We start from the raw sequence: 16,126 nt of genomic DNA, 5'->3' as shown, positions 1-16,126 counted from the left end.
TTATTTTTCTCCAAAGATTTTGCTGGCGATGCTTTCAGCAAACTGGCTCTGGCGAGGCAATCCATACCAGGTGCAGAGTTTCATGAAACGGTGGTCACTCAGGCTGTCACCGAGCCCGATAACCGGAAATACGCCCCGTTCCTCCCGCAGTTTGTTCAGTAAATAAGTGACCGCCAACCCTTTCTCTACCGGCTCCGGTAGCCAGGCAATATTGTTGCTGTTGCGATGAATATAGAAACCGTCGGTTGAGAAAATCTGTTCAATTTCATCGCCAATCGCGTTTAGCTCATCCAGTTTGGTGCTGTCCCGATGCTTCATCACCAGATAGATCGGCGTATGGTTATATTCGTAATTGAGCCGCGCCCAGCCGTTGATATTTCTGGCTTCCATGAGTTCGGTCATTTGACGCTGCATAGTGACTAGCTTTTCTGCGTAAGGCTGTAAAGCCGCCAGCATCTGCGTTTTCCAGCCTTCGTCCGGCTGGCCTTGAGGATCGAGAATCACGGCACCATGAGTGGTCACGGCCCATGAACGAAACGGAATAGTGACCCGAGCGATTTCCTCGGTTCCTCGCGCGGTGACGGGAATCAGCTCGGCATGCTCTAGCATCCAATCCACCAGCATGGTCTGTTCTTCCGTCATAAAACTGCGCGGTTCCAGGCTGCGATCCAAGGCACCGGTGCGGTAAGGCTGCAAATCCAGCTCATTCACCATCTTGCGGCGCGTTTGAAACAGGGTGTCATCCAGATCGGAAAAAATAACCGGCTTATTCATAGGAAATAACCTCAACGGAGGGAGCCACTTTTTTCAGCGCCTCCAGCAGTGCGGGATCGACGCTTTCTGTCGGCGTTTCGATACATAGCAAGATTCGGTCAAAACGCTGATGAGCCACGTTATAGACAAAGTTAGGGATGCCTAATCCGTAATTATCGGTGAAGGCAATGGCCGATTCGATCGCGAAGCTGGTGGCAATCGGTGAGCGGGTCGTTGAACTGTATTTGACCTCTGCTCCCTGTTTTTCCAGCCGCTCCGCCAGTAAGAAGGGTTCCCAGACAAATTCGCTGCTTCCCAATACCAATAGCTTTTCTCCTTCCGTCGTCTGAATGGATAGCCCAAGATCATTCTCAGGCTCATTCATTCCGATCCGTCCCCAGCTTTGTTTACCGGTTATCGGGACGTTGCCGGAAGCGGTGATATTCACAGAAGGCATGATTGGCACAGGTGCGTCAGGATTTTTCTCCCAGTGCCAGTTTCCCTGCGCCAAGGAAACGGTTTGCACCGGCAGCGGGCAGCGTTCCGCGATGGAACTACCGCTCCAATCGGTCAGTGTGACCGTAATCACCTGCTGAATATGGTGTAGACCCGCAGTCTCTCTTAATGCCGCGAGCAGGTTAATAAAGGTATTTCCGGTGGTGGCTTCATCGTCGATTAAAACCACGGTTTTGGCTTGTAATACCCGGCGGCGCAGCTCGGCGTCTTGCGGCAGGTAAATCAAATGATCGGTGGCGTGGCTATGGTTCTCTTTGAATTCACACAGTAACTCGCCCTCTACCGGATGCCGGGTTGAGGTGAGATAGACCGGCTCGGCCACACGGTGTCGAATTTCATCAAACACTCCGGCTCCTAGGCCAACGGCGGTTTCAGCCATGCCAATAAACAGCACCGGCCCTGTCGTCAGGGAGGGAATTTGTTCCCCTAACTGACGGTAAACCGAACGCATTACCGTCGGCGAAACCGGTATATGTCTGCCAAGCACTTTGCTGACAAAAAGAAATGCCCGTTTAGGATTACGCCTTTCTGCTATTTCGAACAGGTCGTCGAAGGTGGTGATGCCTCCGGTTGGCGTCACACTCAGAGTGCCGCAGGAAAGCTCTCTGCGGTATATCTGAAGGCCAGAGTGATTATTCATGGTGACTATTCCTGCGGGAGTAGGTTGGTCAAGGTTGGGCTATAACGCACAACGTCGGTAATGGATCGAACGATAGCGGGGGTGAATGCGCTACGGAGTTCGTCCATCACTTCTTGCTGGCTCATTAATCCCAGTTGGCGCAGGGCAAACAAACCCGGCAGGTTGACGCCGCTGAATCGCGTGTAGCCGATGCCGCCGGAAGGGCGCATATTGATTTCAAGTAACTCGGGTTTGCCGCTGTCATTGTGGCGGGTTTGGACGTTGACCAGTCCGTCAGCCTGCATGGCCTCGGCACAGGCTCTCCCCAGCTCGTAAGCTTCCCCTGCGTTTTCCAGAGACTGAAGAGCACCTTCTTTACGACGAGCCACCGCCGCCAGCACTTTTCCTCGCTCAACCAACATATCAACGGAGTACTCCGGGCCAGGCAGATAGGGCATCAACACCAGCGGTTCAAAACTATCCGATTCTTCGAGGGCGCGAAGATACAAGTGCGGATTCACCCTGCGGTTTTCCGGATGCGTAAACGCCGCCATAGCCGAAACCTTGTCATCGAAGCGCCAGAATCCCATGCCATAAATCCCTTTTACCGGTTTTACGCACAAAGGTTTTAAACCAAAGGGAGAGTGGGTGATGAAATGGAATAATTCGGACAGTGATTCCACGCGAATAGAAGGCACGACCGGCAGGTTTTGCTGCTCCATAAACTGGGCAAAACTCACTTTGTCATCCGCCAGTTCAAGCCGCGCCACGCTATGGGCTCCGGTAGTGAGTTTTACGCCGGAACATTCAATTTCGTTGCGATGGGATTCGAACCATAGGGAATTGCGCCCGGTATGGATGGCCTGAATATCAAGTCTTTTAACCAGTGAGAGAATAAAAGAAAGGCGCTGTTCTTCTTCTTTTGGCTCCAGTACTGCCAAGTCCGCCTGCGACAGAATTTCATTACGTTCATTACGGTGGGAAGCAATAACGAAAATGTCCGTATCTTTATTTTTAGCGAAAGTATTAATGCCCTGAATAATATCCCGTTGGGAGGACAAACCTTCCATAAGCCAAATTTTATGTGCCATTGATATCTATTTCCACGCAGGGCCGACAGGCGAATTAAATAGCCGAGAGTCTATGGACGTTATTTTTGTATGTCAATCATATTATGACTTATATTTTTTGTGTTTATAATGTAAAGATATGAAAAGATTTTAGATGGCAAAAAAGCTTATTCCGCTAAGGGTATAAAAATAAAATATCTTATATATCATTCAAATAAATGATTTGTTAACGATAATGACTAAAAATTAACTTGTTCAAGAACTTCATCATGATATGATTTTTGGATTCACGACTTTAATGTAAAAAATGTGGTTATTTTTCATATCCTGTTGAAGGAATATAAAATATGGTTTCATTAAGCAAAAACCAGACGGTCTCACTGAGTAAACAATCTTCTTCTCTTAGCCAACTTCAATTTGGTTTAGGCTGGGATCCAATTAAGAAAAAAGGGTTATTAGGCAGCCTTTTTGGCGGAAATAATTCCATTGATCTTGATGCGGGTTGTGTATTAATGGATAAATCCGGTAATACCATCGATACTATCTGGTTCCGTAAATTAGAGTCGTCTTGCGGCTCCGTTGTTCATACCGGCGACAATCTGACTGGTGAAGGCGACGGCGATGACGAAGTCATTCGCGTGGATTTGAACCGCTTACCACATCAGGTTGAATACCTCGCGTTCACCGTTAACAGCTTTCGCGGCCAGACGTTTAATGACGTAGATAACGCATTCTGCCGCGTCGTGGATCGGGGAAATAATAAAGAAATGGCTCGTTACCAGCTAACCGACCAGGGGGCTCATACCGGTATTGTTATTGCGTCACTGCGCCGTAACAACGGGCAATGGGACTTTACCGCTCATGGTCACGCCTGCCGCGGTCGGACTATTGACGATATGCATTCGGATATTGTTGCTACCGTGGTGCGCTAATGAATATGACTCCAGGGGGCAATGCCCCCGTACCTTCTAAGTCATTGACGGTAAGAGTGTTATCCGGCGCACCCGTCGATGCCTCTGCATTTCGGCTGTTTGCCAACGGAAAAGTGCAGGGTGACGCCGATATGGTGTTTTACGGTCAGCCTGTTAATAACGACAACACCGTTAGTTTGGTTGCTCAAGGCAACGACACTCTGTTTACCGTGGATGTCACGCGATTGCGTTCAGACGTTGAGAAAGTGGCGTTTACGGTGACCTGCGATGGCAATCAGACCGTTTCTGGTCTGCAACGTTTGTCGGTGCAGGTTGAGGATGGAAACGACGTGCTGATCTGCGGCAACGTAGAACTGACTGGCCGTCAGGAAGCCGCTTTGATTCTGGGCGAACTGTATCGCCGTAACGGCGAATGGAAATTCCGCTTCATCGCGCAGGGCTTCAACGGCGGTCTTAAGCCATTGGCTGAGCATTTTGGCGTCGATATTGCGGATACTCCTGCACCTGCACCTGCGCCGATTCCGGCTCCAGCACCCACGCCCGCTCCGGCTAAGATCAACCTGAGCAAAGTTTCCCTCACCAAAGATAAACCAGCGATAAGCCTCGCGAAGCGTGACAACTTTGGCGAAATCCGCATTAACCTGAACTGGCATCGCGGCAGCTCTTCCTCCGGCCTGCGCAGCATGTTTAGCGCGAAGAAAGGTGTTGATCTGGATTTAGGCGCTTTCGTCGAGTTGGATGATGGCCATAAGTCGGTGGTTCAGGCTTTGGGGAACGGCTTTGGTTCGTACCATCAGGAACCTTTCGTGCAATTGCAGGGCGACGATCGTACCGGGGATGTATCAGAGGGCGAATGGCTGCATATCAACGGTCGGGAATGGAAGAATATTCGTCAGGTATTGGTTTTCGCCTTTATCTACGAAGGTGTCGCGAGCTGGGATAATACCGACGGCGTCGTCACTATCCATATTCCAGATCAACCGCCGATAGAAACGCGTATGACCGAGGGGAAAAACAGCCGCAACATGTGTGCCATTGCCCGGTTGGTCAACGAGCAGGGAACGATCAAAGTTGAACGTATCAACCAGTTCTTTAAAGACCACAGCGATATGGATAAAGCGCTTGGCTGGGGATTCCGTTGGAAAGCGGGTTCAAAGTAATTTCAGACAATAATAAGGAATACAGAATGAGTTTTTTCAACAAAGTTAAAGGCGCATTCAATACGGGTCGTGCGGAGCTGACTAAGCAGGTTAGTCGCTTCAAAAATAAAAAATTCATGCAAGGTACCGTGGCCGTGTGTGCACGTATTGCGGTTTCCAGCGACGGCGTTAGCGCGGAAGAAAAACAGAAGATGATTGGTTTTCTGCGCGCATCCGATGAGTTAAGTGTGTTTGATACCTCTGAGGTTATTGAATTCTTTAACAAACTGGTTTCCAGCTTCGATTTCGATCTCGAAATTGGCAAAGGGGAAACCATGAAGCACATTCTTGCTCTGAAAGATCAGCCTGAAGCCGCTCAGTTGGCGATTCGAGTCGGGATTGCCGTCGCGAAAAGTGACGGTGACTTTGACCAGAATGAACAACAGGCAGTTCGTGAAATCGCCGTCGCACTGGGCTTTGAGCCTGCTGAATTCGGCCTCTGAATATAAGTATTTGGTAAGGGTTATATATGGTATCCACGCATATCGGCTTCCCAACTGAAACAGTCATTGTCTTTATTGCTTTGTCTGTGGGAGCCATTTTTATCGACCTGTTCATGCACCGCCATGACAAGCCTATTTCGCTGAAAAGCGCCGCTTTATGGTCTATTTTCTGGATCTTTGTGGCGATGGTGTTTGCCGGCTTCCTATATCTTCATCACGGCGCGGAAGTTGCCAGCCTGTTCGTTACGGGTTATGCGTTGGAGAAAGTCCTCTCGGTCGATAACCTGTTCGTCATGATGGCGATCTTCTCCTGGTTCTCGGTGCCGGACCGTTACCGTCACCGGGTTCTCTATTGGGGGATTATCGGGGCAATCTTCTTCCGTGGCATTTTCGTCGCTATCGGTACCGGGCTATTGAGCCTTGGGCCTTATGTTGAAATCGTGTTTGCGCTGATTGTGGCCTGGACAGCGGTGATGATGCTGAGAAGCGGCGGCGAAAGCGATGAAATTGAAGATTATTCGCAGCATCTGGCTTATCGCATGGTAAAACGCTTCTTCCCGATTTGGCCGAAGTTGAAAGGTCATGCTTTCTTGCTGAATCAGAAAGAAGTTGATGAAGAACTGGCGAAGCCGGAAAATCAGGACGTTACCGTAGGGCGTGGAACCAAAGCCGCACTGTACGCAACCCCGCTGATGCTGTGTGTTGCGGTAGTCGAGCTGTCTGACGTGATGTTTGCCTTCGATTCCGTACCGGCAATTATTGCCGTCAGCCGCGAGCCTCTGATTGTTTACAGCGCCATGATGTTCGCTATTTTGGGTCTGCGTACGCTGTATTTTGTTTTGGAAGCATTGAAACAATATCTGGTTCACCTCGAAAAGGCCGTTGTTGCGTTGCTGTTCTTCATCGCCGCGAAACTGGGTTTGAATGCAACAGATCACATTTGGCACCACGGTTACAACATTTCAGCCACCACGAGTCTGTTTGTGGTTCTGGGTGTGCTGGCGGTAGGTATCATTGCCAGCGTAATGTTCCCTGGCAAACCGGACCCTGAGGAAGAAAAGGGGAACTGATCCCCGATTCCTGAATTTGAATTCGAAAAATATCAACTCAAGAGGTTACTCACATGAGCGTTTCTTTATCTAAAGGCGGTAATGTCTCCCTGAGCAAAGCGGCTCCAACCATGAAGAATGTCCTGATTGGACTGGGTTGGGATGCACGTTCTACCGATGGTCAGGATTTCGACCTTGATGCATCAGCATTTCTGCTGGCTGCAAACGGAAAAGTACGCGGCGACGCAGACTTCATTTTCTATAACAACCTGAAATCTGCCGATGGTTCGGTGGTTCACACCGGTGATAACCGTACCGGTGAAGGCGATGGCGATGATGAATCCCTGAAAATCAAGCTGGATCATATTCCAGCTGACGTAGACAAAATTGTCTTCGTAGTCACTATTCATGACGCACAAACTCGCCGTCAGAACTTTGGTCAGGTTTCTGGCGCATTTATCCGTTTGGTCAATGATGACAACCAGACTCAAGTTGCTCGTTACGATCTAACCGAAGATGCTTCCACCGAAACCGCTATGCTGTTCGGCGAACTGTACCGTCACGGCGCAGAGTGGAAATTCCGTGCAGTAGGTCAGGGTTACGCTGGCGGTCTGGCTTCCGTCTGCGCACAGTACGGTATTAACGCGTTCTAATCGCCACCGTTTAATACTTGGGCAGCAAGTCGTTGCCCAATAATCCAATTATAAGCAGGAGCTTTAAAATGGCAGTTTCTCTCGTTAAAGGCGGCAACGTATCCCTGACTAAAGAAGCACCCACCATGAACATCGCTATGGTTGGCCTGGGTTGGGATTCTCGTGTGACCGACGGTCAGGGATTCGATCTGGATGCATCCGTATTTATGGTCGGTGAAGACGGTAAAGTGCTGTCTGACGCTCACTTCATTTTCTTCAATAACAAACTCAGCCCTTGTGCTTCCGTTGAACATCAGGGCGACAACCGCACCGGTGAAGGCGACGGCGATGATGAGCAGGTTAAAATCGATCTGGCCAAAGTTCCGGCTGACGTGAAGAAACTGGTCTTTGCCGTCACTATTTACGATGCCGAAGGTCGTAAACAAAACTTTGGTATGGTGAGCAACAGCTTCATGCGTGTTTACAACAACGATTCTGGCGCTGAAATTGCTCGTTTCGATTTGTCTGAAGACGCTTCTACCGAAACGGCGATGGTCTTCGGCGAACTGTACCGTCACGGTGCCGAGTGGAAATTCAAAGCGGTAGGCCAGGGTTTTGCTGGCGGTTTATCTGCGCTGGCCTCCCAGCACGGCGTAAACGTCTAATTTCCGCAGTGATAAAAAACCCCGGTGATTACCGGGGTTTTTTATGAGTAAAACCCGTAAATAATAGGAAAATGACCACTGTAGTTTGATATGGAACCAAGGACTTTAGATATGCATCTTCAGGCTGGCCAGAACATCGCGTTAACTCAGAACTCACTCAAACTGACACTTTCTTACCCAACAACTCCTTCTTTCCGAAGCGAGGTTGATACCTCAGCCTTTTTATTGACCGCCAGCGGAAAAGTGAGAGGAGATGATGATTTTTTCTTTTTCAATCATCCGGTAGCGGCGGATGGGAGTCTGACTTTACAAAGTGCAGCGCAAAACAGCGTAATCACGTTGGATCTTTCCAAGATTGATGCCGAAATCAGCAAGGTCGCCATTACATTGGTTATTGATGGGCAGGACTCCATTGCCAGCCTTCAACAACTACATTTTTCCGCTGAGACAGAGACTGACAATGTAGCTTTATTTACTGTAGAAACCTCCGGGCGTAGCGAAAAAGCACTGATCGTGGCGGAGATATACAGATATAGCGGACATTGGAAGCTGCGAGCACTTGGGCAAGGATTCAACGGTGGGCTGGAACCGCTGGCGATCAATTTTGGCGTTGATATCGCAACGACACCACCGCCAGCTCGTTCAACCTCAACCTCAACCTCAACGCCAACAGTAAGCCTGGAGAAAAAGCTCGAACAAAAAGCGCCTCGTTTGGTCAATCTGGCAAAAAATGCCGTCGTTAGCCTGAATAAATACAAACTACAATCAGTGCAAGCAAAAGTGGCTTTTGTGCTGGATGCATCAGGTTCGATGAAGGGGCAATTTAATCGAGGAAATGTCCAGGCAGTGCTAGATCGTATCGCGGTATTAGCCGTACAGTTTGACGACGATGGCTCGATGGATGTTTGGGGATTTGCTGAGCGGCACCGTAAATATCCGGATGTCACGCTAGATAATCTCGATGGTTATATTGATTCTATTCAAAATACATCTAAACGTACGACGTGGGAGAATTTGCCTGGATTGGGCGGCGTCAACAATGAGCCACCGGTAATGGAAGAAATTGTCGATTTCTTTAAAAGCAGTGAGCTGCCGGTGTATGTGGTTTTTATTACTGACGGTGGGATCAGTAAAACCCGAGAAATCAAGAATGCCATACGACGCTCGGCCAATTACCCGATTTTTTGGAAGTTCGTTGGGCTGGGGGGGACAAATTACGGAATTCTGGAAAAGTTGGATAGCTTTACTGAGCGTCGGATGGATAACACCCATTTCTTTGCTATCGATAACTTTGCCACGTTAAAAGAAGACCGGCTTTATGACCTGCTCCTAGAGGAGTTTAAGGACTGGCACGATGCCGCTGTTGCTGAGCGCATTCTATAATTTTGGGCGCCCCTGAGTCGGGGCGCATTACGCATTATCTGATAGGTATGAGCTATTACTGATGCGGCGGGTTTAAGCTGGTCTGGCGTAATTTCGCCAGTCGAGATTTCTTTTTAGACCAGACTGGATGGAAATGCCGCCAGTGCGGCTCCTGAGCGGCGGCCAGCAGCTCGTAATCGCCTCGGGTGTCTCCCCAGGCTCTCAGGTGATAATCAGCCAGATTTCCATACACACTTTCCAGACGTTTGATCTTCTGCGCGCAGCGACAGTTATGGCCGCTGATGCGCCCGGTCAGTAAACCGTCTTTTACCTCAAGCTGAGTACCGATAAGTTTAACGCCGAGTTTGTCGGCAAAAGGTTGCAGTACCATTGCCGGTGAAGCGGAACATAGCGTGACTTCGGCTCCGGAGTTCACTTCCGTGGCTACTGCCAGCAGCCCGGCAGGGCGCATTAATTTGCTCCAGTAAAGAGAACAGAACTCTTCGGCTTTTTGCCGGACCCATGTATCCTCAACCTCGGTCAGGTAGGTTTTGATCAGCACTTCTTTCAGCTCATCCCGCGTAAGTTCTCGTCGAAGACACTTAATGGTAGGTAATACCAGTTTTACCAGACGACGGACAAAGTATCTTTTGCCGAAAGCAAACTGCAAAAAAGGGATAAAACTATCGTGGTGTGTCAGCGTGCCGTCAAAGTCAAATACGGATAATACCTTGGCGGTGCGGTTAAAATCGTCAGTCATTGGTCGCTGGACTCCATTTATCGGGCTGGATGTCATGATAAGTTTTGAGCAATGATAACACCCTCAGGCGGCTCTGGCTGACATAACCACTATAGAGATAACAACAGGCCAACATCATCTCGGGTGTATTCAGGATCCCTATCTTGATAGGACCGATGAAGACCGGGAGTTCAATAACATCAAGGATAGGATGCAAACAGGCTTTCAATCATGCAGGTTAAGCAAGGGGAGTGCGGATGATTAGCGGTATGGAGGAATTAGATGATCTTGAAGGGATACTGGCATCGTTTTGCGCCAGCTTTAATGCGGATTTGTCGGCTGGGCTTAGGGCTAAACTGATTTATGAACTGAAAGGTCGGCGCATTTATTTATCAGCCGCTTCGGTAGATAAGGTGCAGATTGAGCTACTCCAGTTAACCTACATCAAAGGCAAGAAAGGGTGGAAATATATCTGGAAAAACAGTCTGGTGGAATGGCGTGATCTGGTTGGGATATCAGCAACGCTTCAGGGCGCGCTAACCATGCTAAGTGACAAGAAATACCTGATTGAGCAAGAGTTTATCGATCTTCCTTCCTCTAAGTAAAATATCGCCAACGCCTATTTATTCTCATGGCGAATCCGTTTACCGCAAAGCGATGCTCTCTGATATAACATTGAAGCGGAATATTGGCCTGTGGCGTTCCTTTATGGCCGACTGGCTGAACAATCTTTTATCAGCTGATTAGCAAGGTAATAAAAGTTGGCGATTATCCTCGGCTATACTCAGTTTTTCCGATCTCTGCTTTTCTACTCTGGAGTTTTCTTATGGTCATAGTTCATCATCTGAATAATTCTCGCTCTCAGCGTATCTTATGGATGCTGGAAGAGCTGCAAGTACCCTATGACCTAAAACGCTATCAGCGTGATGCGGGAAGCCTGCTGGCTCCGCGTGAGTTGAAAAAGGTTCACCCGCTGGGAAAAGCGCCGGTGATTACCGATGGAGATATGACTTTGGCGGAGTCGGGAGCCATTATTGAGTATTTGCAGGAAACATATGATGCTCAAGGTGAATTCAAGCCGACGGATCATTACGACCGCCAACAATATCGTTACTGGATGCATTATGCCGAAGGTTCACTGATGCCGCCGTTAGTGATGAAGTTGATCTTTGGTCGTCTGGGACACCCGCCGATGCCGTGGTTACTGCGTCCGGTGGCGGGAGCAATCGGCAAAGGAGTGCAGAAAAATTATTTGGATAAGCAGATCGCCACGCATCTGGATTATCTGGAACAGCACTTGAGTACCAATAAGTGGTTTGCTGGCAAAGATTTTAGTGCGGCAGATGTGCAGATGAGTTTCCCCATTGAGGCTATCGATGCAGGAAAAGGGCTATCCCGCTACCCGAAACTGCAAGATTTTCTGGCGCGGATTCACCGCCGGCCAGCATACCAACGTGCGGTAGAGCGTGGCGGTAAATTCGAACTGGTTCGCTAGAGCCGTTTCGTCAGCCAGTGATAAAAAACCGGTTTCCCCTTGGCGGCTTTGGCCGAACTTTGTGGAAACCGGTGATCCAGATTATTCCCCGCTCGTGCCGTTTGGCATTTTCGTTATTATTCTCACCCAGGCTTTTGCCCAATTTTAACGACATAAAAATGGCGTTCTATGGATGAGATCCCCCGCACATTTCTGAGAATGGCTATTTAATGTCATAAAATGCATTAAATGTCGCTATCTGGTGTTGATTAGTCACTATGGATGGCTAGATAATCGTTTGCCTTGAATAAACCTTACTTTTTTTCGGTTATGCGCGCAGCCAGCTAATCGTTTGCTTTTCTTTCCAGCGTGACTATTTCGGGGAAATAGCTCGATGGATGCTCAGTAATGAAAGCGATTTTGTCGGAACCGCGTGCAGGCTATTTGTTGACACACAGGGGACATAACCATGTCTAGCACCAATCCTCAAGCGAACGACGGTATAAAGCCGAAAGGCGCGTTGGATGCATTTTTTAAACTGAGCGAACGCAATACCAATGTGCGCCAAGAAGTTCTGGCCGGTCTGACAACCTTTTTGGCCATGGTTTACTCGGTCATAGTTGTGCCAGCCATGTTAGGCAAAGCCGGTTTTCCGCCGACGGCAGTATTTGTCGCAACCTGTCTGGTGGCCGGGCTTGGCTCTCTGTTAATGGGTTTATGGGCGAACTTGCCGATGGCCATTGGCTGCGCCATCTCTCTGACCGCTTTTACCGCGTTCAGTCTGGTTCTCGGTCAACACATCAGTATTCCCGTGGCTTTAGGCGCGGTATTCCTGATGGGGGTACTGTTCACCATTATTTCGGTAACGGGCATTCGTTCCTGGATTCTGCGTAATTTGCCGATGGGCGTCGCTCACGGTACAGGGATTGGTATTGGCCTGTTTTTACTGCTGATTGCTGCCAACGGTGTCGGTCTGGTCATTAAAAACCCGCTGGAAGGTTTGCCTGTGGCGTTGGGCGCTTTCACCTCTTTCCCGGTGATCATGACGTTATTGGGTCTGGCGGTGATTTTTGGTCTGGAGAAACTGCGGGTGCCAGGTGGCATTCTGCTGGTGATTATCGCCATTTCAATCATTGGCTTGATTTTTGATCCAAGCGTGACTTACCAAGGTCTGTTTGCGATGCCAAGTCTGGCTGATGCCAACGGCGACTCGCTGATTTTCAGTCTGGATATTATGGGGGCTTTGCAGCCCGTGGTGTTGCCAAGCGTACTGGCGCTGGTGATGACGGCGGTGTTTGACGCCACCGGTACGATTCGGGCGGTGGCGGGGCAGGCTAATCTGTTGGATAAAGACGGGCAGATTATCAACGGCGGTAAAGCTTTGACGTCTGACTCGGTGAGCAGCATTTTTGCCGGTTTGGTCGGCGCGGCTCCGGCGGCGGTGTATATCGAATCTGCGGCAGGTACCGCTGCGGGTGGCAAAACAGGTTTGACGGCAACGGTAGTCGGTATTTTATTCCTGCTGATTCTGTTCCTGTCTCCGCTGTCTTATCTGGTTCCTGGCTACGCTACGGCACCGGCTCTGATGTACGTCGGTTTATTAATGTTGAGCAACGTAGCCAAACTGGATTTCAGCGACTTTGTTGATGCGATGTCTGGCCTGCTGTGTGCGGTGTTTATCGTACTGACTTGCAACATCGTTACCGGCATTATGCTGGGCTTCAGCTCTCTGGTGATTGGCCGTATTTTCTCTGGCGAATGGCGTAAGCTGAATATCGGCACCGTGATTATTGCCATCGCGCTGGTGGCATTCTATGCCGGCGGCTGGGCTATCTGATTTAACTGTTTCATCTGGCTGGTAAGGAGCGGTAATCGCCTCTCCTTACCGCTATTTTTAGTCAAACTCCCCGCTGTTTATGCTTTTGCTGCTGTCAGTAACAGGTTTTTTCCCCGCGAAGAAAAAAGTGATCTACTATCACCTATCAGGCCCCCCGCCCCTTGAAGAGTGTGGGTAAGATCAGAACTTAAGTCGCGTTGAGTCTAAGGAAAGCATGGAAATCTTTTTTACAATCCTCATCCTGATTTTGGTGGTATCACTCTCAGGTGTTGTCACCCGGATGTTGCCGTTTCAAATCCCTCTCCCTCTGATGCAAATCGTTTGTGGTGCTTTGCTCGCCTGGCCCCACTTTGGGTTGCACGTTAATTTCGATCCCGAGCTATTCCTGGTGCTGTTTATTCCTCCGTTGCTGTTTGCCGACGGTTGGAAAACGCCTACCCGCGAGTTTATTCATCACGGTCGGGAGATTTTCGGTCTGGCCTTGGCGTTGGTACTGGTTACGGTCGTTGGCGTTGGCTATTTGATCTATTGGATGGTTCCGGGGATTCCGCTGGTTGCCGCCTTCGCGCTGGCTGCCGTGCTTTCGCCAACCGATGCCGTGGCGCTGTCCGGTATTGTGGGCAAAGGGCGCATTCCAAAATCCATCATGGGCGTGCTGGAAGGCGAAGCCTTGATGAACGATGCCTCTGGTCTGGTGGCGTTGAAGTTTGCTATTGCCGTGGCGATGGGCACCATGATCTTCAGCGTTTCTGGCGCTACGCTAGAGTTCCTGAAAGTGGCGATTGGCGGGCTGTTGGCCGGTGTGGCCGTAACCTGGCTGTACAGTAAATCGCTGCGTATTATGAGCCGCTGGAGCGGTGACGATCCAGCGACGCAAATCGTTTTCCTGCTATTACTGCCGTTTGCCTCTTATTTGATTGCTGAACATATTGGCGTATCGGGGATTCTGGCGGCGGTTGCTGCGGGGATGACCATCAGTCAGTCCGGCGTCATTCGTAATGCGCCTTTGGCAATGCGCCTGCGCGCGGATAGCGTATGGTCGATGCTGGAATTCGTCTTCAACGGCATGGTGTTTATCATGTTGGGTCTGCAACTGCCGGGGATTCTGGAAACCTCGATTCTACAGGCCGAGCTGGATCCAACTATTCAAACCTGGAACCTGTTTGCCGACGTCGCCATTATCTATGTGGCGCTGCTGATGCTGCGTTTTAGCTGGCTGTGGCTGATGAAACGCATCAGTAAGCGAGTCATGAAAAAACGCCCGCTGTTGTTTAGTGAGTACACCACCCGTGAGTTATGGGTCGCCTCATTTGCTGGCGTGCGTGGGGCGATTACGCTGGCCGGTGTGTTGTCCATTCCGTTATTACTGAGCGATGGCACCGCGTTCCCATCGCGTTACCAACTGGTATTTATCGCAACCGGTGTCATTCTCTTCTCGCTGATTATGGGGGTAATTGCCTTGCCGCTGTTGCTACGCGGCGTCGTGGTTGGGGATAAAAGCGTCAGCCGTGAAGAAATTCGCGCCGCCAAGGCCGCAATGGCCGAAGTGGCTATTGTTAGCCTGAATAAGATGGAAGAACGTCTGGCGGCCAGTACGGAAGAGAATATTGACGAGCAATTGCTGAAGGAGGTCAGTTCGCGGGTAATCGGGACTTTGCGGCGGCGCACTGGCAGTAAAGACGAAATCGAAAATACCTTGCTGATAGAGAATCTGGAGCGTCGCTTCCGTTTAACCGCGTTACGGGCAGAACGCGGCGAGCTTTACCATTTGCGCGCGACGCAGAAAATTAGCAACGAAACGCTGCAAAAGCTACTGCACGATTTGGATTTGCTGGAAGCCTTGCTGATAGAAAAAGAAGGTTAATTCCCTTAATGAGCGGAGTCGTCAGGCTCCGCTCGTTTCTCCCGTCACTCAGCCTCGCATTAACTCTCCCGTTTTTTTCCTAATAACGAGCCGTTGGGCCAGAATTCTCGACAACGGGCAATCCACGCCTGCGCGCTGTGGGACAAATAGCTGCCCTGGCGCCAAATCAGCCCCAGTTGCCAAGGGAGTAAAGGTTCCAGCGGAAGCCACAGTAACGTACTCTTATCCAACCGCTGACAGATAGGCTCCGGCAAAATGGCAATGCCGATATTGGCCTGCACCATCGCAGCCAGAAAATCCCATTGACCGCTGCGAACGGCAATTTTCGGTGAAAATCCGTTAGCGGAGAATGCGTCCATCAACTGGCGATAAAGCGCGAAATCCTCGTTATAAATCAGGATCGACTGTTCTGCCAATTCGGGAATACTAATGGTGGTTCGGTTCAGCCAAAAGGGCGTGCGCGGCACCACCACGCACAGTGGATGGCTGAATAATGGTAATGAAGTCAGAGGCAAATCGGCATTGGCGGGCAGGGCGGTAAGCGCTAAATCCAGCTCGCCGGAAAGCACTGCCTGCTGGACGGTCAGGCCGCCGAATTCGGCAATACGGAGTTCTACACCGGGGTAACTTTGGCGAAATTCGCTGATTAATACCGCCATTTGGGTGCCGACCATCGGCGGTATGCCCAGGCGCAGGCGGCCTTTTTTCAGCGAACCAATATCTTCCAGCTCGGCTTCTAACTGCTGAAACTGATCCAAAATGGCGACACCGCGCTGATAAACGGCCTGACCGCTATCGGTTAAATGCAGGCGGCGACCTTCGCGAATCAACAGACTGCATTCCAGCTCTTCTTCCAGATTGCGCAGCATTTTGCTGATAGTTGGTTGAGTGACAAACAGCTTCTCTGCGGCGCGAGTGAAGCTCTGCTGGCGTACGACCTCGACAAAGTAGCGTAAGGTACGGATATCCATC

General features: G+C 50.0%; 16 protein-coding genes. 11 read left to right on the top strand and 5 right to left on the bottom strand.

All coding sequences use genetic code 11. The annotated features are described in order from the left end of the window. From PL78_RS10915 to PL78_RS10905, 3 genes are read right to left on the bottom strand one after another with little or no spacing between them, the layout of a single operon-like run. A complete protein-coding gene (locus tag PL78_RS10915) occupies positions 1-774 on the bottom strand; it encodes an HAD family hydrolase (protein ID WP_064515484.1) in 774 nt (257 codons plus the stop codon). After that, positions 767-1,909, bottom strand: a complete 1,143-nt coding sequence (locus PL78_RS10910) for a phosphoribosyltransferase domain-containing protein (protein WP_064515482.1) — start codon at positions 1,907-1,909, stop codon at positions 767-769. The genes PL78_RS10915 and PL78_RS10910 overlap by 8 nt, the downstream gene beginning before the upstream one ends. A gap of 5 nt (positions 1,910-1,914) precedes the next feature. After that, a complete protein-coding gene (locus PL78_RS10905; protein ID WP_064515480.1) occupies positions 1,915-2,979 on the bottom strand; it encodes an ATP-grasp domain-containing protein in 1,065 nt (354 codons plus the stop codon). A gap of 326 nt (positions 2,980-3,305) precedes the next feature. Here PL78_RS10905 and PL78_RS10900 point away from each other — a divergent pair, with 326 nt between their 5' ends. From PL78_RS10900 to PL78_RS10870, 7 genes are all read left to right on the top strand, one after another. Then, positions 3,306-3,890 (top strand): TerD family protein, encoded by a 585-nt coding sequence (locus PL78_RS10900; RefSeq protein ID WP_064515478.1) that lies wholly within the window; start codon positions 3,306-3,308, stop codon positions 3,888-3,890. Continuing rightward, positions 3,890-5,050, top strand: a complete 1,161-nt coding sequence (locus PL78_RS10895; protein WP_064515477.1) for a TerD family protein — start codon at positions 3,890-3,892, stop codon at positions 5,048-5,050. Before PL78_RS10900 ends, PL78_RS10895 begins: the two co-directional genes overlap by 1 nt. Before the next feature lie 26 nt (positions 5,051-5,076). Beyond that, complete coding sequence (locus PL78_RS10890) at positions 5,077-5,532, top strand: tellurite resistance TerB family protein (protein ID WP_064515475.1); 456 nt, start codon at positions 5,077-5,079, stop codon at positions 5,530-5,532. 26 nt (positions 5,533-5,558) lie between these two features. Next, positions 5,559-6,602 (top strand): TerC/Alx family metal homeostasis membrane protein, encoded by a 1,044-nt coding sequence (locus tag PL78_RS10885; RefSeq protein WP_064515473.1) that lies wholly within the window; start codon positions 5,559-5,561, stop codon positions 6,600-6,602. Positions 6,603-6,655: 53 nt separating this feature from the next. Next, positions 6,656-7,234 carry a tellurium resistance membrane protein TerD gene (terD, locus tag PL78_RS10880; protein ID WP_064515472.1) on the top strand — a complete coding sequence of 193 codons (579 nt, stop codon included), beginning with the start codon at positions 6,656-6,658 and terminating at the stop codon, positions 7,232-7,234. Between the two features lie 68 nt (positions 7,235-7,302). Then, the gene (locus PL78_RS10875; RefSeq protein ID WP_064515470.1) at positions 7,303-7,878 is read left to right on the top strand and encodes a TerD family protein; all 576 of its coding nucleotides are present in this window, start codon (positions 7,303-7,305) and stop codon (positions 7,876-7,878) included. 111 nt (positions 7,879-7,989) lie between these two features. After that, positions 7,990-9,261, top strand: a complete 1,272-nt coding sequence (locus PL78_RS10870; RefSeq protein ID WP_064515468.1) for a VWA domain-containing protein — start codon at positions 7,990-7,992, stop codon at positions 9,259-9,261. 55 nt (positions 9,262-9,316) lie between these two features. Here the strand turns inward: PL78_RS10870 and PL78_RS10865 are convergent, their stop codons facing one another. Continuing rightward, positions 9,317-10,000 carry an HAD family hydrolase gene (locus PL78_RS10865; RefSeq protein WP_064515466.1) on the bottom strand — a complete coding sequence of 228 codons (684 nt, stop codon included), beginning with the start codon at positions 9,998-10,000 and terminating at the stop codon, positions 9,317-9,319. 236 nt (positions 10,001-10,236) lie between these two features. Here PL78_RS10865 and PL78_RS10860 point away from each other — a divergent pair, with 236 nt between their 5' ends. The 4 genes from PL78_RS10860 to PL78_RS10845 all read left to right on the top strand — a co-directional run bounded on the left by PL78_RS10860 (position 10,237) and on the right by PL78_RS10845 (position 15,154). Beyond that, positions 10,237-10,584, top strand: coding sequence for a hypothetical protein (locus PL78_RS10860; RefSeq protein WP_064515464.1), 348 nt, complete (start codon positions 10,237-10,239; stop codon positions 10,582-10,584). 221 nt (positions 10,585-10,805) lie between these two features. After that, complete coding sequence (locus tag PL78_RS10855; RefSeq protein WP_064515462.1) at positions 10,806-11,474, top strand: glutathione S-transferase family protein; 669 nt, start codon at positions 10,806-10,808, stop codon at positions 11,472-11,474. A gap of 448 nt (positions 11,475-11,922) precedes the next feature. Next, positions 11,923-13,290 (top strand): NCS2 family permease, encoded by a 1,368-nt coding sequence (locus tag PL78_RS10850; RefSeq protein ID WP_064515460.1) that lies wholly within the window; start codon positions 11,923-11,925, stop codon positions 13,288-13,290. A gap of 214 nt (positions 13,291-13,504) precedes the next feature. Further along, a complete protein-coding gene (locus PL78_RS10845; RefSeq protein WP_064515458.1) occupies positions 13,505-15,154 on the top strand; it encodes a Na+/H+ antiporter in 1,650 nt (549 codons plus the stop codon). A gap of 59 nt (positions 15,155-15,213) precedes the next feature. Here the strand turns inward: PL78_RS10845 and PL78_RS10840 are convergent, their stop codons facing one another. Beyond that, positions 15,214-16,125, bottom strand: a complete 912-nt coding sequence (locus PL78_RS10840; protein ID WP_064515456.1) for a LysR substrate-binding domain-containing protein — start codon at positions 16,123-16,125, stop codon at positions 15,214-15,216. Position 16,126: the final 1 nt, after the last annotated feature.

This window comes from Yersinia entomophaga (genome assembly GCF_001656035.1).
Classification (GTDB): Bacteria; Pseudomonadota; Gammaproteobacteria; order Enterobacterales; family Enterobacteriaceae; genus Yersinia; species Yersinia entomophaga.
This window is presented reverse-complemented; position numbering and strand designations above follow the sequence as displayed.

Coding starts and splice junctions, on each gene's coding strand:
- PL78_RS10900 (WP_064515478.1), top strand. CDS start 3,306: ATGGTTTCATTAAGCAAAAACCAGACGGTCTCACTGAGTAAACAATCT.
- terD (WP_064515472.1), top strand. CDS start 6,656: ATGAGCGTTTCTTTATCTAAAGGCGGTAATGTCTCCCTGAGCAAAGCG.
- PL78_RS10895 (WP_064515477.1), top strand. CDS start 3,890: ATGAATATGACTCCAGGGGGCAATGCCCCCGTACCTTCTAAGTCATTG.
- PL78_RS10915 (WP_064515484.1), bottom strand. CDS start 774: ATGAATAAGCCGGTTATTTTTTCCGATCTGGATGACACCCTGTTTCAA.
- PL78_RS10890 (WP_064515475.1), top strand. CDS start 5,077: ATGAGTTTTTTCAACAAAGTTAAAGGCGCATTCAATACGGGTCGTGCG.
- PL78_RS10885 (WP_064515473.1), top strand. CDS start 5,559: ATGGTATCCACGCATATCGGCTTCCCAACTGAAACAGTCATTGTCTTT.
- PL78_RS10870 (WP_064515468.1), top strand. CDS start 7,990: ATGCATCTTCAGGCTGGCCAGAACATCGCGTTAACTCAGAACTCACTC.
- PL78_RS10850 (WP_064515460.1), top strand. CDS start 11,923: ATGTCTAGCACCAATCCTCAAGCGAACGACGGTATAAAGCCGAAAGGC.
- PL78_RS10855 (WP_064515462.1), top strand. CDS start 10,806: ATGGTCATAGTTCATCATCTGAATAATTCTCGCTCTCAGCGTATCTTA.
- PL78_RS10845 (WP_064515458.1), top strand. CDS start 13,505: ATGGAAATCTTTTTTACAATCCTCATCCTGATTTTGGTGGTATCACTC.
- PL78_RS10860 (WP_064515464.1), top strand. CDS start 10,237: ATGATTAGCGGTATGGAGGAATTAGATGATCTTGAAGGGATACTGGCA.
- PL78_RS10865 (WP_064515466.1), bottom strand. CDS start 10,000: ATGACTGACGATTTTAACCGCACCGCCAAGGTATTATCCGTATTTGAC.
- PL78_RS10910 (WP_064515482.1), bottom strand. CDS start 1,909: ATGAATAATCACTCTGGCCTTCAGATATACCGCAGAGAGCTTTCCTGC.
- PL78_RS10875 (WP_064515470.1), top strand. CDS start 7,303: ATGGCAGTTTCTCTCGTTAAAGGCGGCAACGTATCCCTGACTAAAGAA.
- PL78_RS10840 (WP_064515456.1), bottom strand. CDS start 16,125: ATGGATATCCGTACCTTACGCTACTTTGTCGAGGTCGTACGCCAGCAG.
- PL78_RS10905 (WP_064515480.1), bottom strand. CDS start 2,979: ATGGCACATAAAATTTGGCTTATGGAAGGTTTGTCCTCCCAACGGGAT.